The sequence below is a fragment of the Streptomyces sp. NBC_00667 genome (assembly GCF_036226825.1).
GTDB lineage: Bacteria > Actinomycetota > Actinomycetes > Streptomycetales > Streptomycetaceae > Streptomyces.
On record NZ_CP109022.1, the window covers coordinates 6,005,071 to 6,021,312 of the forward strand.

14 protein-coding genes are annotated in these 16,242 nt (G+C 71.3%); 10 read left to right on the forward strand and 4 right to left on the reverse strand.

The features are described from left to right. The first annotated feature begins 1 nt into the window (after position 1). From OHA81_RS27405 to OHA81_RS27425, 5 genes are all read left to right on the forward strand, one after another. A complete protein-coding gene (locus tag OHA81_RS27405; RefSeq protein ID WP_329200204.1) occupies positions 2 to 1,297 on the forward strand; it encodes an aminotransferase-like domain-containing protein in 1,296 nt (431 codons plus the stop codon). Continuing rightward, the gene (locus tag OHA81_RS27410) at positions 1,294 to 2,496 is read left to right on the forward strand and encodes a cytochrome P450 (protein WP_329200205.1); all 1,203 of its coding nucleotides are present in this window, start codon (positions 1,294 to 1,296) and stop codon (positions 2,494 to 2,496) included. Before OHA81_RS27405 ends, OHA81_RS27410 begins: the two co-directional genes overlap by 4 nt. A 14-nt stretch (positions 2,497 to 2,510) precedes the next feature. After that, positions 2,511 to 2,723, forward strand: a complete 213-nt coding sequence (locus OHA81_RS27415; protein WP_329200207.1) for a ferredoxin — start codon at positions 2,511 to 2,513, stop codon at positions 2,721 to 2,723. Between the two features lie 42 nt (positions 2,724 to 2,765). After that, positions 2,766 to 3,905, forward strand: a complete 1,140-nt coding sequence (locus OHA81_RS27420; protein ID WP_329200209.1) for a glycine amidinotransferase — start codon at positions 2,766 to 2,768, stop codon at positions 3,903 to 3,905. Between the two features lie 100 nt (positions 3,906 to 4,005). Further along, the gene (locus tag OHA81_RS27425) at positions 4,006 to 4,848 is read left to right on the forward strand and encodes a phytanoyl-CoA dioxygenase family protein (RefSeq protein ID WP_329200211.1); all 843 of its coding nucleotides are present in this window, start codon (positions 4,006 to 4,008) and stop codon (positions 4,846 to 4,848) included. Between the two features lie 99 nt (positions 4,849 to 4,947). On the opposite strand, the gene OHA81_RS27430 is transcribed toward OHA81_RS27425, so the two are convergent. The 4 genes from OHA81_RS27430 to OHA81_RS27445 form a co-directional block, all read right to left on the reverse strand. Further along, positions 4,948 to 6,246, reverse strand: a complete 1,299-nt coding sequence (locus OHA81_RS27430) for a helix-turn-helix domain-containing protein (protein WP_329200213.1) — start codon at positions 6,244 to 6,246, stop codon at positions 4,948 to 4,950. 100 nt (positions 6,247 to 6,346) lie between these two features. Further along, complete coding sequence (locus tag OHA81_RS27435; protein ID WP_329200214.1) at positions 6,347 to 6,553, reverse strand: hypothetical protein; 207 nt, start codon at positions 6,551 to 6,553, stop codon at positions 6,347 to 6,349. Positions 6,554 to 6,841: 288 nt separating this feature from the next. Then, positions 6,842 to 8,119, reverse strand: coding sequence for an MFS transporter (locus OHA81_RS27440; RefSeq protein WP_329200216.1), 1,278 nt, complete (start codon positions 8,117 to 8,119; stop codon positions 6,842 to 6,844). 31 nt (positions 8,120 to 8,150) lie between these two features. Further along, positions 8,151 to 10,604 carry a HelD family protein gene (locus tag OHA81_RS27445; protein ID WP_329200218.1) on the reverse strand — a complete coding sequence of 818 codons (2,454 nt, stop codon included), beginning with the start codon at positions 10,602 to 10,604 and terminating at the stop codon, positions 8,151 to 8,153. Positions 10,605 to 10,843: 239 nt separating this feature from the next. Between OHA81_RS27445 and OHA81_RS27450 the strand changes: the two genes are divergently transcribed. The 5 genes from OHA81_RS27450 to OHA81_RS27470 are packed head-to-tail and all read left to right on the forward strand — an operon-like array spanning position 10,844 to position 16,167. Then, positions 10,844 to 12,199 carry a DUF6002 family protein gene (locus OHA81_RS27450; protein ID WP_329200219.1) on the forward strand — a complete coding sequence of 452 codons (1,356 nt, stop codon included), beginning with the start codon at positions 10,844 to 10,846 and terminating at the stop codon, positions 12,197 to 12,199. Continuing rightward, positions 12,196 to 13,389, forward strand: coding sequence for a hypothetical protein (locus OHA81_RS27455; RefSeq protein WP_329200221.1), 1,194 nt, complete (start codon positions 12,196 to 12,198; stop codon positions 13,387 to 13,389). Before OHA81_RS27450 ends, OHA81_RS27455 begins: the two co-directional genes overlap by 4 nt. Beyond that, complete coding sequence (locus OHA81_RS27460; RefSeq protein WP_329200222.1) at positions 13,386 to 14,735, forward strand: hypothetical protein; 1,350 nt, start codon at positions 13,386 to 13,388, stop codon at positions 14,733 to 14,735. Before OHA81_RS27455 ends, OHA81_RS27460 begins: the two co-directional genes overlap by 4 nt. A 40-nt stretch (positions 14,736 to 14,775) precedes the next feature. Then, positions 14,776 to 15,192 (forward strand): aspartate 1-decarboxylase, encoded by a 417-nt coding sequence (gene panD / locus OHA81_RS27465; protein ID WP_329200224.1) that lies wholly within the window; start codon positions 14,776 to 14,778, stop codon positions 15,190 to 15,192. A gap of 24 nt (positions 15,193 to 15,216) precedes the next feature. Next, positions 15,217 to 16,167, forward strand: coding sequence for an ATP-grasp domain-containing protein (locus OHA81_RS27470; RefSeq protein WP_329200226.1), 951 nt, complete (start codon positions 15,217 to 15,219; stop codon positions 16,165 to 16,167). Positions 16,168 to 16,242 lie beyond the last annotated feature (75 nt).

The window sequence follows — 16,242 nt, forward strand, 5'->3', positions numbered from 1 at the left end:
GATGGTGGAATTCGACCCGACCCGGCTGCACGGATCGCTGCGCGCGCCCGTGCTGGGATCGCTCAGCTTCCTCAACGAGGTGATGGGGCGCTTCCCCGAAGCGATCTCCTTCGCGCCGGGCGCACCCCACCCCGAGACCCTCCCCGGACCGGACCTCCAGCGCTACACGGACCGCTACCTCGCCCACCTGCGGGAGCAGGGAACCAGCGCGGAGCGGGCCCGCCGCACCCTGTACGAGTACGGTCCCAGCCGGGGCCTCATCAACGACGTGGTCAGCGAGGCGCTCTGGCGGGACCACCGGATCGGCTGCGCACCCGAGGAACTCGTCATCACGGTGGGCGCCCAGGAGGCGATGCTCCTGGTCCTGCGCGCGCTCTTCGCATCGGCCGACGACCTCCTGGCCGTCGCCAACCCCTGCTTCGTCGGCATCACCGGCGCGGCCCGGCTGCTCGACATCGACGTCGTCCCGGTCGACGAGACCGCGCAGGGCATCGATCTCGACCGCCTCGCACGGGAGTGCCGGGCGGCGCGACGGCAAGGACGCGCCATCCGCGCCCTGTACGTGGCCCCGGACTTCTCCAACCCGGGGGGCGCCCGGATGTCCCTCGACTGCCGCCGCCGGCTCCTCGACCTGGCCGAACAGGAGGACTTCCAGGTCCTGGAGGACAACGCCTACGGATTCACGGCCGGGGCCGGCACCGAGCTCCCGCCGCTCAAGGCACTCGACACCCGCCGCAGGGTGATCCACATCGGGACCTTCGCCAAGGTCGCCTTCCCGGGCGCCCGCGTCGGCTACGTCGTGGCCGACCAGCGCGTGAGGTCCGAGGGCGGCGGCACACGGCCGCTCGCCGCCGAGCTGGCCGCCCTCAAGACGATGGTCACCGTCAACACCTCCCCCCTCGCCCAGGCGGTCATCGCCGGGATGCTGCTCGAACACGGCGGCTCCCTGGTCGAACTCAGCCGCCGCAAGGCAGTGCTGTACCAGCGCAACCTGACGGCATTGACGGAGGCGCTCGACCACGAGCTCGGCGGCGACGCGGCGCCGCCCGGGATCCGGTGGAACCGGCCCGAAGGCGGGTTCTTCGTCCGCGTCCACCTGCCGGTGCGCGCCGACACCCGTCTGCTGGAGGTGTCGGCGGCGAAGTACGGCGTGCTGTGGACGCCGATGGACCAGTTCTACCTCGACGGCGCGGGCGACACCCAGATGCGGCTCTCATGCAGCTATCTCGACCGCGGGCAGATCGAGGAAGGCGTGCGGCGACTCGCCGCTTTTCTGACGAAGGAGATCCGGGGATGATCCAGACCGACGCGCACCCGACCGTGCGGCACAACGCCTTCGACCCGCCGGCCGAGCTGGCCAAGTACCGCGAGAACGAACCCGTCCGGCGGATGCGTTACCCCGACGGCCACATCGGCTGGCTGGTCACCAGCCACGCCCTGGGCCGCAAGCTGCTGGCGGACCAGCGTTTCAGCGCCCGCTCGGAGTTCAAGCGCGCCCCCGTGTCGCGGCCCGGGGCCGACCCGTTCTACGGGGCGAAGGCTCTGCCGGGCTGGCTGGTCGACATGGATCCGCCCGAGCACACCCGGCTGCGCCAGCAGCTGGCGGGGAAGTTCACCGCCCGCCGGATGCGGGAGATGCGCCCGCAGATCGAGCGCATCGTCGACGGGCTGCTGGACGCCATGGCCGAGCGCGGCGGGCCCGTGGACCTGGTCGAGGCGTTCGCCCTGCCGGTGCCCTCGCTGATGATCTGCGAGCTGCTGGGGGTCCCGTACAGCGAGCGGGCCGCGTTCCAGCGCAACAGCGAGATCCTCTTCAGCCTCAACGCGACGGCCGCCGAGGCGTCCGAGGCGATGGACCGCCTGTACGGGTTCCTGCGCGGACTCGCGGCGGACGACGGCGACGGCCCCGGCGCGGGCGACGGGACGGGACTGCTGGCCATGCTGGCCGCGGACGGCACGCTCGACGCCGAGGAGATCGCCGGCGTCGGCGTGCTGCTCCTGACGGCCGGGCACGAATCCACCTCCAGCTCGCTGAGCCTGAGCACGCTGGCCCTGCTGGCCCACCCGGACCAGCTCGCGGTGTTCCGTGACGATCCCTCGATCACCGACAACGCCGTCGAGGAACTCCTGCGCTACCTCTCGGTCTTCCACTTCGGTGTGCCGCGCACGCCGCTGGAGGACGTGGAGTTCGAGGGCCACCTCTTCCGGCGGGGCGAGTCGGTCACCGTGTCGATCCCGGCGGCCAACCGCGATCCGGCCTGGTTCGAGGACCCGGACCGGCTGGACTTCACCCGCAAGACGGCAGGCCACATGGCCTTCGGGTACGGCATCCACCAGTGCCTGGGCCAGAACCTGGTCCGCATGGAGATGCGCACGGCCCTGCCCGCGCTGTTCCGGCGCTTCCCCACCCTCGCCCTGGCCGTCCCGCCGGAAGAGGTCCCGCTCGCCGCGGACATGAGCGTCTACGGCGTCCACCGGCTCCCGGTCACCTGGTAAGGACCCACCCACCCATGCACATCACCATCGAGCACGACGCCTGCGTCGGATCCGGGCAGTGCGCCCTGGCCGTACCCGAGGTCTTCGACCAGGACGACGAGGACGGCACCGTCCTCCTCCTCGACGAGCGGCCGCCCCACGACCTGCACGAAGCAGTGCACGAGGCCGCGGGACTCTGCCCCGTCCAGGCCATCCTCACCGCCGCCGCGGCCGACACCACGCCCTGATCATCAGGCCCTGATCACCTCCCGCCCCACCGAAGGACCCCCATGAAGCTCAACAGCTACGACGAATGGTCTTCCCTCAAGGAGGTCGTCGTCGGCTCCGCCGACAACTACGCCCAGCGCGTGCGCGACCTCACCTTCGACATGTTCATCAGCGACAACCTCACCGGCGCCCGGGGCTACTACCCGAGCATCCGGGTGTCCGAGGACGGCGCGACGTCCGAGTCACCCGAGCGCATAGCCTTCCGCCAGCGCCTGGCCGACGAACTCGTCGAGGACGTCGAAGGCATGGCCGACACCCTGCGCTCGCTCGGCATCACGGTCCACCGGCCGCTGGCGCCGGAGAAGTTCGACCGGGGCGTCAGCACCCCGTTCTGGTCCGCGCCCGTCACGCCGCCGCTGAACGTCCGCGACAACACCCTGATCCTCGGCGACGAGATCATCGAGACCCCGCCGATGCTCCGGGCCCGCTACTTCGAGACGAAGTTCCTCTCCCAGATCTTCCAGGACTACTTCCTCCAGGGCGCCCGCTGGACCACCATGCCCCGCCCGGTCATGACCGACAACTCCTTCGACCCCGGGAACGTGGCCACCGCCGCCCCCAACGTCGAGGTGCCGCTCGAACCCCGCCCCTCCCCGTACGACGTCGGCCTGGAGATGCTGATCGACGGCGCGAACGCCCTGCGCTTCGGGCGCGACGTGATCGTCAACATCTCCAACGCCAACCACGCGCTGGCCGTCGACTGGCTGGAGCGGCACCTCGAAGGCCGCTTCCGCGTCCACCGCATGCACAAGCTCACGCAGAGCCACATCGACAGCGTCATCGTCGCGCTGCGCCCCGGCACCCTGCTGCTGCGCTCGGAGGGGGTCCGCGACTACCTCCCCGAGGCGCTGCGGAACTGGGACGTCATCGTGGCACCCACGCCCGCGCTGGAGGACTACCCGCAGTACGAGGGCGGCGACCCCATCCCGCCGAGCCCCTACATCGACTTGAACCTGCTGTCGATCGACGAGTCGACCGTCATGGTCAACGACGCGTGCAAGACGCTCATCCGCACGCTGGAACAGCACGGGTTCACGGTCGTCCCGGTCCGCCACCGTCACCGCAGGCTCTTCGGCGGCGGCTTCCACTGCTTCACCCTCGACACGGTGCGGGCCGGCGGCGCCGAGGACTACCTCGGCTGACCCGTCAGGCTGCCCGTCCGCGGCCGCGAACCCCGCACCGGTGGCCCCGCACGGCCGCCCGCAGCACCCGTACAGCGAACAAAGAACGAGGAGCATGTTCATGTCTACGTCCACCGTCATAGGCGGGACCCGGTCCGAGCTGAAATCCGCCTACGAACGGGACGGTTCCTGCGCCCTGCCCTACCGGTTCGACGACGCGTCGGTCGAGCTGCTGCGCCGTCGGGTAACGGACATCAGCGGCCGGCGCCGGCCGGAGGTGGTGCACGAGAAGGACAGCGACGTCGTCCGCGCCATCCACGGCTGCCACGAGTTCGACGACGTGTGCGCGGCGCTCGTGCGCCACCCGATGCTCGTGGAAATCGCCGAGACGCTGATCGGCGGCCCGGTCTACGTGTACCAGTTCAAGGTCAACCTCAAGCAGGCGCGTGAGGGAGCGGCCTGGCCGTGGCACCAGGACTACGCGTTCTGGAGCGAGGAAGACGCGATGCCGCGTCCCGACGCGGTGAACTTCGCGATCCCGCTGGACGACGTGCACGAGGAGAACGGCCCCCTGGTCGTGATCCCCGGATCGCACACCATGGGCCTGTTCGACCTGCCCGACAAGTCGGCGGACACCGCCTCCGACTGGCGCCGGCACGTGTCCAACGACCTGGCGTACACGGTCGACGAGGCCCGGGCCCAGCGGCTGATCGCCGAGAACGGCACGTCGACGATCCTCGGCGGGGCGGGCTCACTGCACGCCTTCCACCCGAGCATCGTGCACTCCTCGTCGAACAACCGCTCCGCCGACCGGCGCGCCCTCCTGCTGATCACCTACAACGCGGTCGCCAACGCCCCCGCCAACCCCACCCGCCCGGCCTTCCTCGTCGGCCGGGACACCACGCCGATCACCGGCTGCCACGACGAGCGACTGGGCCTGCTGCCCGTATCCGACCCGGCCTGACCCCAGCGGCCGCGCCGCACACCCCAGAACGCCTCCAGGGCCCGGCTCCCCGCCGGGCCCTGGAGGCGTTCTGCTCGCGTGTTTCCGCAGGAGGGCCCGCTACCGCCCGCTGTTCTCGGCGACCGTCCGCCAGACCTCGGCGGCGAGGTCCGGCATGTTGGCCGTCTGCACCTTCGCCGCGAGGTCCGTGAGGCGGCGCCGGGCATCCGGGTCGCCGGCGTACATCGCGAGGAGGCCCTCCAGCACTTCGAAGCGGACCTGGTCCCGGTAGGAGAGCAGCGGGGCGCCGTCCTTGACCCGGGCGGCCAGCTCGGTGGACCGCTCGACGTCGCCCTGGTGGAACGCCAGCTTGGCCTTGAGGAACAGCAGCTCCTGGAGGTGGCGGGGCGTGCCGGTGAGTTCCAGGGCGGGCTCGACACTGTCCAGGTAGGACTGGGCGTCGTCGAGCCGCGCCGGCATGGCCTGGATGGACAAGGACGCGGCGGCCAGCCGCAGCCTGATCCACAGCATGAGGTCATCGCGGCTGTCGATGGCGGCCAGGGCCTCCGTCAGGCGGGCGAAGGCCCGCGGATGGTTTCCCTGGCGCGTGCTGACGGTGGCCGCCGTCCAGTACGCCTCGGCGGCCAGTGTCCCGCGCGTGGATCCGAGCGCCTCGCAGACCTCGTCGCTGAGCCGGGCCGCTTCGGCCAGGTCGCCCAGTTCGGCTTCGGCCGAGACGAGGACGAGCTTGCTGCGGACGTGGTCGGAGGCCGAGATGCGCAGGTGGTGCTGCTCGCTCAGGGCGAGCGCCTCGCGCACGGCCTGCCGGGCCGCATTCGCGTCACCGACGTCACGGGCGCAGCGGGCCATCCAGATCCGGGCGCGGACCTGGAGTGCGGGGCGCCCCAGCTCCTCGCCGAGCGCGGTGAGCTCGGTCAGGGTGTCGCGCTGGGCCGGGGAATCCCCCACGACCTCGTAGACGCGACCGAGTTGGGTCAGCCCGTGCCAGCGGGTCATGAGGTCCGAACCCGGATCGCCGCGCAGGGCTTCGGAGAGGATCCGGCCGGTCTCGGCGTCCAGTTCGCGCTCGGAGAGGGAGGCGATGGTGGCCACCACGTCGGCCAGGCTGTCCTCGGGCTGCTCCGCGAGGGTGCGCAGCGGGACGCCGAGCTTTTCCGAGAGGTAGGCGACGGCCCGGTCGGTGGGTCTGCGTGCGCCGGACTCAAGACGCGAGAGGTACGTGGCGGACATGCCCGGGCCTGTCAGATCGGCTTGCGATTTGCCCTGCTGCTGCCGCAGTTGCCGCAAGCGACGGCCGAATCCTGGCTGCTCCAGCAAAATCCGCTCCTGTGTGGAGATCAACCGAGTGTCCAACACCTGGCGTCCGGCGCCAAGAGGGGGTGGGCCAAAACGGCCCACCCCCTCATGATTCCACCTTGGGCCAAGCTTGGTCAAGCCTTGCCCAATCTTGGCAATTCGCTGCCCGATGTGAGTCGGAGCCAGGAGCGCCCGCCGCGTGCTACGGCCAGTCGATGATCGGCGAAGCGCTGGTCGCGGAGGTCGCGGAAGCCGCGGGCCAGTCTATGGCAGCCGTGACGACCACCTTTTCGGTCGGCTCCGGCGCCTGGACCGCAGCAGCCGAGCCGCCACCGAGCAGCAGCAGGGCCGAGGCGGCGGCTGCGGCGAGTCCGGCTGTTCCGGCGGCGGCGATCTGGGTGATCTTCACAGTGTATTTCCTTCGCGTATGCGGACAGTCCACCTCGATGGACGTGGCTGCATCCATCGGAAGTTCGCGCACGGTCGAACCTTGTGGGCGCAGGACGACAATAGAATCCCGTCATCTTCTTTGGCAATAGCTAGACAAGGTTCGGCAACGCCGGAAGGCTCCAGTGGGACCCCTCCGAGCTGCGGTTTTCCGGCTGAGCGGACGCTGCGGCCGGGCCGGATGCCGACCTCCGCAGGCCCGCTATGGACGGGATCTTGCCAACTTGGGGGGCCGGATGCGGAAGGTGTTTCAGTCGCGCCGCGCGGGTTCCCGGACGAGCTGTCGTACGTGGACCGACCAGACCAGTGCGGCGGCCAGGGCGACCGAGGCGACCGCCGTCGACATCCCGGCGTGGATCCCGAAGCGTACGGTCACCGTGCTGGCGACCAGTGCTCCCAGCGGGACCCCCAGGCCCGAGGAGAGCATCCGGCGGGTGGTGTTCACCCGGCCCTGGAGCTCCGCGGGCGTGACCTCCTGCGAGTACGTCATCGTGTTGACGAGCACCACCAGGTAGGCCGACCCCCACACCGCGAGCGCCGCCACGGCGACCCGCCAGTCCTGGGCGAACACCACGACCAGACCGAGCAGCGCACCCGCCGGCAGCGCCAGCAGCAGGATCCGGGAGGCGTCGAGCCGGCGGCGGATCCTGGGCAGGAGCAGCGAACCGCCGATCCCGCCGGCGCTCCACGCCGCGTAGAGGAATCCGATCCGCGCGTCCGTGCCGGAGATCCCGAGCCCGCGGTCCGCGTAGACGACCATCTGGCCGACGATCGCTCCTCCGGCGAAGGACTGCAGCGTGCCGACCACGGTCATGGTGCGCAGCACCGGGTGTCCCCAGAGGAACCGCAGCCCCTCGCCGACGGACTCCTTGAAACCGGGGCGCGCGGCGGGAGCGCCACTACGGGGCTTGCGGGCGACGGCCCGGACGAGGACCGCGGAGGCGATGAAGGAGACGGCGTCGACCACGACGGAATCCGCCGGGCTGAGCAGGACCATCAGGCCGCCAGCGACCGCGGTGCCGGTGATGCGGACGATGGACTCCGCGCCGTAGATCAGGCCGTTGGCCTGGGCGAGGTTCTCCTTGCCCACCGTCTCGGGAACGAACCCGTACACCCCCGCGTCGAAGAACAGCGCGAGACTGGACGACAACAGCGCCACGACGATCACCTGGACGCCCGTCAGCACCCCGAGGGCGGCTGCCGCCGGGATGGTCGCCAGGCAGGCGGCGTTGAGGATGTCGGCGGCCACCATGAGGCGGCGGCGGTCGACCCGGTCGGCCACCACCCCGGCCACCAGCCCGAACAGCAGGTACGGCAGGGTTCCCGCCGCGGCGACCAGGGACACCAGGAGCGGGGACCGTGTCTGCTGGTACGTCAGGACCGGAAGCACGACCGTGGTGACGGCCGAGCCCAGTCCGGATATCGTCCTGGAAAGGAAGAAGAATCGGAAACCCCTCAGTTTCCTGAGGGGTTGTGGGGTGGATTTCGCGGGATCATCGATGGTCTGCTGCTCTGCGCTCGAAGACATAGTGGTTTATAGGCAGACCTTGACAGGCGGGTCAACCCGCGCCCGGAAAGGATTCTGATTTCCTTTCGGGCAGCCGCGCGAGCACGGCGGGGATTGCACCGGGATGCACCACGCACAACCGGCGGGTCGCCCTCGTGAGCGCCACGTACAAGTCGCCCGGACCGCGCGCGGACGCGTCCAGCATTCCCTGCGGATCGACCAGCAGGACCGAGTCGAACTCCAGCCCTTTGGCCTGACGCGGGCCGAGCACCACCGTCCGCCGGTCCAGGTCCGGCTCGGGCCCCCACGACGCGTCGGGAACGGACTCGCACACCGCCGTCGCCAGCCGCTCCACCTCCGCGGCCGGCGCGATCACCGCGAACCGCCCCGAGCCGACGGCCGAAGCCTCCCGGCCGGCGAGCTCGGCCACACGGGCCGCCAGGGCGCCGGGCGGCACCTGCTCGCGCCACGGCTCCTCGCCGCTCCTGCGCACCGCGCGCGCACCCTCCAGCTCCGGGTGGATCGCGGCCAGGACGTCATCGGCGGCGGACACGATCTCGGCAGGGGTACGGTAGTTGACGCTCAGCCGCTCGAACCGCCAGCGGTCGCCGAAGTGCGGCCGCAGGGCATCGCGCCACGACACCGAACCGGCGGCGTCACCGGTCTGCGCCACATCGCCGACCACGGTGAACGAGCGTGACGGGCACCGGCGCACCAGCAACCGCCACGCCATCGCCGACAGTTCCTGCGCCTCGTCGACGATCACATGGCCGAACGCCCAGGAGCGGTCACCCGCCGCCCGCTCCGCGACCGTGGTCACCGCCGCCTCCCGGTAACCCGCGGCGAGCCGTCCGGCGTCCACCAGGTCCGCCGCCGTCAGCCGCTCCGCCCCGTCTCCCGCCCCGTCCTCCACGGCCCGGGAGCCGCGCGCGATGTCGATCACCCCTTGCGCGTACTCGACCTCCTCGGCCCGCTCACCGGCCAGCCGGTCCAGCGCGGCGCCGTGGTCGAAGCCGAGCAGCTCCGCGGCCTCGTCCAGCAGCGGAACGTCGGCGGGCGTCCAGGGGCTTCCGGGCCGGCGCGACAGCAGCGCCCGCTCCCCGGGCAGCAGCCACGGCGCCGCCGCGGCCAGGGCCTCCTCGTCCGCGTAGAGCTCCTCCAGCAACCGCTCCGGAGTGACCACCGGCCACAGCCGCTCCAGCAGCCGCAGCATGCCCGGATCCCCGGGCAGTTCGGCCAGCCAGTGCTGCTCCGCGTCGGCCAGCTCGTCCAGGGCCTGCTGCGCGAGGTCCACCTGCGGTGCGTCCGGGCCGAAGACGGAGGCCAGGTCACCGGCCACGGCGCGGTCGAGCCCGGCGGAGTCGATGCGGTCGGACAGGTCCTCCTCGAAGCGCTCCTCGATGTCGGCGATCACCTTCGCCAGCCGCACGGCCACCTCGGCGATCACGGCCCGGCAGAAGGCGGGCCGGGCCAGGTTGTGCGGCAGCCGCGTGCCGCGGGCGGCGTCGGCCGCGTCCCGGAGCCAGCGCCGCCCGAGCGTCAGGTCTTCCCCGCCCAGCCGGACCCGTACCGGGCCGGCCGTCTCGGCCTGCCGGGCGCGGACCGCGGCCTCCAGCATCCGCGCCATCGCCGGCCGGCCCTTGATCTCGGCCGCGGCTTCGCACTCGACCGCGGTGGCGGTGACACCGGGGTACAGCTCACCCACCGCGCGCAGCAGCACACTGGTCTCGCCGAGCCCCGGCAGCACCTGGCTGATGTAGCTGCGGAACACGGTGCTCGGGCCGACCACCAGCACACCGCGGTCGTTCAGGCGCGGGGCCGTGTACAGCAGGTAGGCCGCCCGGTGCAGGGCGACCACGGTCTTGCCGGTCCCGGGGCCACCCTGGACCACCAGCACGCCGGAGTGCGGGGAGCGGATGATCCGGTCCTGCTCCGCCTGCAAGGTCGCCACGATGTCGCGCATCCGGCCGGTGCGGTCCGCGCCCAGCGCCGCCAGCAGGGCCGCCTCACCGGTCAGTTCGACTCCGGCGGCGCCCGGGGCCGAGGCGTCCAGCAGCTCGTCGTCCAGCCGGGTCACCTCCCGGCCCTTCGTGTGCAGGTGCCGCCGTCGCAGGACGCCCTGCGGGACGGCCGGGGTGGCGGTGTAGAACGGCCGGGCGGCCGGGGCACGCCAGTCGATCAGCAGCGGGTCGTCGTCGGGCCGCTCCCCGCGCACGCCGATCCGGCCGATGTAGCGGCGCTCCCCGTCGCTCAGGTCGAGCCTGCCGAAGCAGAGCCGGTCCTCCGCCGCGTCGAGCGCGGTCAGCAGCCGGTTCAGCCGTTCCACCGTGCTCTGCCGCTCGATCCGCGCCTGGGCCGTCCCGTCGCCCCCCTGCGCGAGCGTCTCGGCGAGCCGGTCCCCCAACTCCGCCCGGCGGGCGTCGACCCGGGCGTGGAGCACGTCCAGGAACGCCTGCTCACGCCCGAGTTCACAGCCGTCGGACTCCACTGGCGGGACGGCGGTCACATCTGCTCCAAATCCTCGGTACCGGTAACTGCGGAGGGACGGGTTCCTCCGGTCTTGATTCTCCTCGCGAACGCCGCCGCGATCGTCGCCTGGCAACAAATGGCCACTTCCTTTCTGGTCCGGGGGACGACGGATAGCGTCCCTCCTGCTCCGGTGCGGACTTCCGCCGGAAATGTGGACACCGGATATGCGGACGGTCCACTCGGTGCCGGTAGAAGATGAATCGAAGGGGATGGAACGTGATTCAGGAAAGCGCCCTTGTCACCTACTACGAGGAGATCCGCGCCGCGCTGAGGGACCTGCTCGGTCGCGGGGAAAACACCGGCAACGGTGACTTCACCCCGGGTGTGGAACTGCCCGAACTGACGCCGGCGATGCGGGAGTACCTCTCGGTGTCCGGTGTGAGGCACGCCCCGATGGGGGACTACCGCGGCAAGAGCCTGTCGCTGCTCGACCTGACCGGGAACCCGGCGACACTGACGACGAAGACCTTCGCGTCACTCGTCATCGTCGCACGAGCCGTCAGATACATCCAGGACACCGGTGAACGCATCACCATCGTCACACCGTCGTCGGCCAACAAGGCCACTGCCATGCGCGACGCCGTACTGCGCGCCGTCAACACCGGTCTCGTCACCGCCGAGCAGCTCAACGTCGTCGTGGTCGTCCCCGAGCGCTCGGTCGCGAAGCTGCGCAGCTCGGAGCTGTTCACCGACCCGCTGCTGCGCGACCGCAACCCGATCTGCGTGTACCGGGGCGAGCAGCCCGGCACCGTGAAGACCATCGCACGCGGCCTGGTGGACAACGACCGCGAGCTGATGGAGACGGAACGCAAGACCCACCTCTGGTACACGCTGCAACTGGAGAACTACCTCGCGGCGGACGTGGTCCGGGCCCTCGCGGAGGCCGAGCACTTCCCCCCGGCCGCCGACCGCCCCCGCCTGCACGCCCACGCCGTGTCGAGCGCCTACGGCCTCCTCGGGCACGCGTACGGGCGGAGCATCCTCCCGGAGGCCGACCGCGCGCGATCACTGCCCTCGCGCTACTTCCTGGTGCAGCACCTCGGGGCGCCCGACATGGTGCTGAGCCTGTACAACGGCGGAACCGTCGACGAGGCCCACCGGCCCGCGTACGTCCACCGCCCGCAGGACGGCATGTACGTACAGGAGCAGGACCCGCACTTCCCGGCCGTCACCTTCGACCCGTACGAGACGCTCGACCCGACCTTCTACACCCGCAACCCGCCCACCTCGGCCCGGATGAACGAACTCATCGGCCGGCAGGGCGGCGGCGGGATCGTCGTCTCCCTGGCCGAGTGCCTCCAGCGCTACGGACAGGCCCGGACCCTGCTCGGCGAGGCGGGCGTCCAGCTGCCGGCCAACCCGACCGCGCTGCGGGAATGGTCGCTCACCATGGCCGTCGTCGGCGTGCTCAACGCGGTCGACCGCGGACTGGTCACGGAGGACGACATACTCGTCCACGGCTCCGGGAGCTACGCCGCCGGCGACTTCGACGCCCTTGTCCTGCGTGACCTGCACGCGGTCGAGGACGCCGAGTCGCTGCGGCACGTGGTGCTCGACGCGACGGTCCTGTGACCCGCCCGGACGCCGCCGCGCGCTCCCCGCTGCCCCGACGGCTGTGGATGCACGCGGCCTACCACTGGCGCAACAGCGGGAACCGCCTGCTCACCTCCGCGCGCACCGCCTGGGACACCCGGGACGCCGCCGTCTTCCCGAGCGTCACCTCGGACCTCGGCGGGATGTCCGTCACCTACTCCGGTCTGGCCGAAGGCATCGCCTACACGCTGGAGTTCACCGAACTGCGCCGGGAGGGCGAGGACGGCTCCGCGCAGCGGACCGCGGCCACGGTGCGGGGCTCGCAGCTCCGCGACCCCTCGCGGCTCGCGGACGCGGACATCGCCATCGTCGGCACCAGCGCCGCCAGGGCGCGGAAGCTGCCCGCCGCGGCGTCGTTGATCGTCCCCATGCGGGTGCACTTCGTCATCGACTTCGACCACCCCGACGGCTCCGGCGCCCCGGCGGCCGCCCCGCAGATCTCCAAGCGCGAGCGCGCGCAGTTCCGCAGCGGCCTGCGCCGGCACGCCTGGACCTGGGCCGAGGACCGCGGCCCCGAGTGGTTCGACGTCTTCTACGACCGCGTCTACCGCGCCACGATGCAAAGGCGCCACGGCACGCGCGAGCGCACCGAGAGCAAGGAGGTCTCCTACGAGGTCCTCTTCCGGCGCGGCCGCATGTTCGTCCTGGCCCAGGACGCGGAACCCGTGGGCGGAGCGCTGTGCCACTGGGACCGGCGCTCGGGAACCCTGACCCTGCGCCTGCTCGGCGTACTCGACGGGGCGCAGCAGCACCTCGACAGCGGCGCCTTCAAGGCCATCTACCACTTCCTGATCGGCTGGTGCGCCGACAACGGGGTGCGGCGGCTCGACTTCCAGGGCACGGAACCCTTCCTCAGCAAGGGCACCTACCAGTGGAAGCGCCGGTTCGGCACCCGCGTCGTCCTTCCCCCCAACCACTTCGGCAGCAAGCGGCTCTGGTTCCAAGTACGCCGCGACACCCCCGAGGTCCGGGACTACCTGGTGGCCAACCCGATGCTCGCCGAGAACGACGAAGGCCGCCTGGAAGCCGTCTACTTCCACGACGCCGAGCGTCCCGCGCGCCTGGACTACGCGGCGAACTCCCCGGGAGTGGACGGGACCAGGCACATCGACCTGGACTCCTTCCTCGCCTCCGTCCCCCGCACGCCCGACCGGAAGGCACGCGTATGAGCACCCCGTGGTACGGAGCCGGGGCACCGCCCCTCGGCTCCCGGCTCGACCTCGCGACGGTGCGGCAGGAACTGCTCCGGCTGGACGACGGGGAGTACGCACACGTCGTCCCCTCGGGCATCTCCATGCGTCCGGTCTTCCTGCCCGGTTCCTCCTACGACGAACTCTTCACGGCGGGCCGGTCCCTGCTGCGGCTGCTGCGCCGGGCGCTCCTGGAGTCCGCACCCACCCCGGCCGGCCGCATCGCCGCGCTGGGCGCCGACGAGGCGATGTACCCGCTGTTCATGGACGACCCGGCCGAGGAGGCGTACGCCACCTGCATCGCGCGCCCCGACGTGATGGTGGGAGCGAGCGGCCCGAAGTTCGTCGAGTTCAACATCGGCTCCGGCATCGGCGGCGTGGTGGACACCTCGCTGCACTCGGCGGCCTGGACGGCGGCGTTCGGCGGAGCCCACCGGGCGCCCTTCCGGGCGGTCGACCCGCTGACGGTCCGCGACGACCTCTTCCTGCGGGCCGTCCGCGACCTGGCGGTGAAACCGGCCGTCGCGATCGTCGGCACCCTGCGGGACCTCGGAGGGCGTCCCAGCCGCTACTTCGAACTGCAAGCCGAGTCGCTGCGCCGCCGCGGCCTGGACGCCGAGTTCTTCGAGCCCGAGGAACTGGCCGACGGGCTGGGGCTGCCGGCAGACCCCCGCTTCCAGCTGGGCCTGCGCCACTTCACCGTCCTGGAGTGGCGCGAGCACGGCATCGACTTCGCCCCGGTGCGCGCCGCCCTTGACGCCGGCTGCAAGCTGATCGCCAGCCAGACGGCCTACCTGATCGCCAACAAGAAGGTGCTCGGCTGGATCTCGCAGGGCCTGCCGTGGATGACCGCCCAGGACCGGGACGACGTCGAACGCTACCTTCCCTGGACGCGGGTGACCGGTGAGCACACCGTCTCATGGCGCGGAACCACGAAGCCGCTGCCGGAGCTCCTGCTCTGCGCACCCGAGGAGTTCGTACTCAAGCCGGCGATCGGCATGAGCGGCCAGCAGGTGCTCGTCGGACGTCACTGCCCGCAGGAAGAGTGGCGGCGGGCGGTGGCGGCGGCGGTGGCCGCCGAGGACCACATCGTCCAGGAGTACGTGGAACCCGTGCCCTACCTGATGGAATTCGCGGGCTCCGCCTCCGGCGACGGCCCCGGCGCCGACACCTACGAGGCCGAGATCGTCCCCGTGTTCAGCCCCTTCCTCTTCGACGGGCAGGACGCCGGCTGCATGGTGCGCTACCTCCCTCCCCGAGACCGGGGAATCGTCAGCGTCCACGGAACCGGCGCGCTCTCGAACGTCGCCTTCGCGGTCCGTTGACCGCGGCACCCCGACCCCCCGCACCCCAAGGAGACACCCCGTGTACCGCACCATGATGAAGTCCAAGATCCACCGCGCCACCGTCACCCAGGCCGACCTGCACTACGTCGGCTCGGTGACCGTCAGCGCCGACCTGCTGGAGGCGGCGGACCTGCTGCCGGGGGAGAGGGTCGACATCGTCGACATCGACAACGGCGCCCGCCTCTCCACCTACGTCATCGAGGGCCCCCGCGACTCGGGCGTGATCGGCATCAACGGCGCCGCGGCCCGCCTCATCAGCCCCGGCGACCTGGTCATCCTGATCGCCTACGCCTCCGTCACCGACGAAGAGGCCCGCGAGCTCAAGCCGCGCGTGGTCTTCGTGGACCACGACAACAAGGTGCTCACCGAGGGCACCGACCCCGCGGACGTCCCGGCCGGATACGGCCTGGAGCGCGGCGACCAGCTCACCCGCTGACGACGACCAGGAAGCGTGAAGAGGATGAGCGAGAACCAGCTGATCACCTGGATCTACCACTCGGAGGACTACGACCCCGGAGAGGTGGACGGGTTCGAGGAGAGCATCACCCGCAGGTACTCGGCGCTGGGGGCACCCCGCGGCTTCGACTTCCGGGTGATCAGCGCGACGGAGCTGATCCCGTCGTGCGTCGGCAAGCCCGCGCTGCGCCACCGCGGGAAGGACCTGCTGGAACAGCGGCAGTGCTACATCGTCGAGGACATGAGCACCGACTCCCAGGGCACGCACGCGCTCCGGGCGATCTACCGCACCATCGCGGCCAGCGATTCCGTGCTGCTGAACCGGTCCTTCACCGGCCCCGACTACCTGGAGCGCGACAAGCTCGCGCTGATCCAGCACGCGGCCGCGCTCGGCGTCCCGACCATCGCCACGGTGGGCGTGCCACCCGGCAAGTACGCCCGGCGCGCCATAGAGGAGGCCCGGCAGGCCCTCGGGACGGGGCGGTTCGTGGTCAAGCCCCGTGAACTGTCCGGCGGCACCGGCGTCCTGCGCGCGGACTCCGACCAACAGCTCGCGGCGGCCATCGACATCGTCGCCCAGAGCGACGCCGGGTACGTCATCCAGCCCTACCTCGCCCACCACGGCGACATGCGGGTCTACGTGGCCGACGGCAAGGTCGTCTGCTCGCTGACCAGGCGACCGCGCAAGGACGGCTACCTCGCCAGCGTCAGCCAGGGCGGTTCCATCGAGGTGAACGAGGACCACGAACTGGTCGCCGAGCACTGCGAACGCATCGCCCGCAGCCTCGCCGCCGAGTGGATGTGCGTCGACTGGCTGATGACCGACGAGGGCCCGGTGCTGAACGAATGGAGCACCGCGCACGGCGGCTTCACGATGATGCCCGAACCCGAGCGCACCCAGGTCGCGGACGCCTTCTTCGGCTGGATCGCCCGCAAGGCGGCGGCAGCCTCCTGAGCCCGCGCGCCCCTGCCGGAAACGAGGACGTCCGGCAGGGGCGCGTGCGCCGACGGCACCGGTCCCGAGGGGGCG

What these genes read in the sequence shown, in the direction of transcription:
- OHA81_RS27405 (WP_329200204.1), top strand. Translation starts at nt 2, where the DNA reads ATGGTGGAATTCGACCCGACCCGGCTGCACGGATCGCTGCGCGCGCCC.
- OHA81_RS27410 (WP_329200205.1), top strand. Translation starts at nt 1,294, where the DNA reads ATGATCCAGACCGACGCGCACCCGACCGTGCGGCACAACGCCTTCGAC.
- OHA81_RS27415 (WP_329200207.1), top strand. Translation starts at nt 2,511, where the DNA reads ATGCACATCACCATCGAGCACGACGCCTGCGTCGGATCCGGGCAGTGC.
- OHA81_RS27420 (WP_329200209.1), top strand. Translation starts at nt 2,766, where the DNA reads ATGAAGCTCAACAGCTACGACGAATGGTCTTCCCTCAAGGAGGTCGTC.
- OHA81_RS27425 (WP_329200211.1), top strand. Translation starts at nt 4,006, where the DNA reads ATGTCTACGTCCACCGTCATAGGCGGGACCCGGTCCGAGCTGAAATCC.
- OHA81_RS27440 (WP_329200216.1), bottom strand. Translation starts at nt 8,119, where the DNA reads ATGTCTTCGAGCGCAGAGCAGCAGACCATCGATGATCCCGCGAAATCC.
- OHA81_RS27460 (WP_329200222.1), top strand. Translation starts at nt 13,386, where the DNA reads ATGAGCACCCCGTGGTACGGAGCCGGGGCACCGCCCCTCGGCTCCCGG.
- OHA81_RS27470 (WP_329200226.1), top strand. Translation starts at nt 15,217, where the DNA reads ATGAGCGAGAACCAGCTGATCACCTGGATCTACCACTCGGAGGACTAC.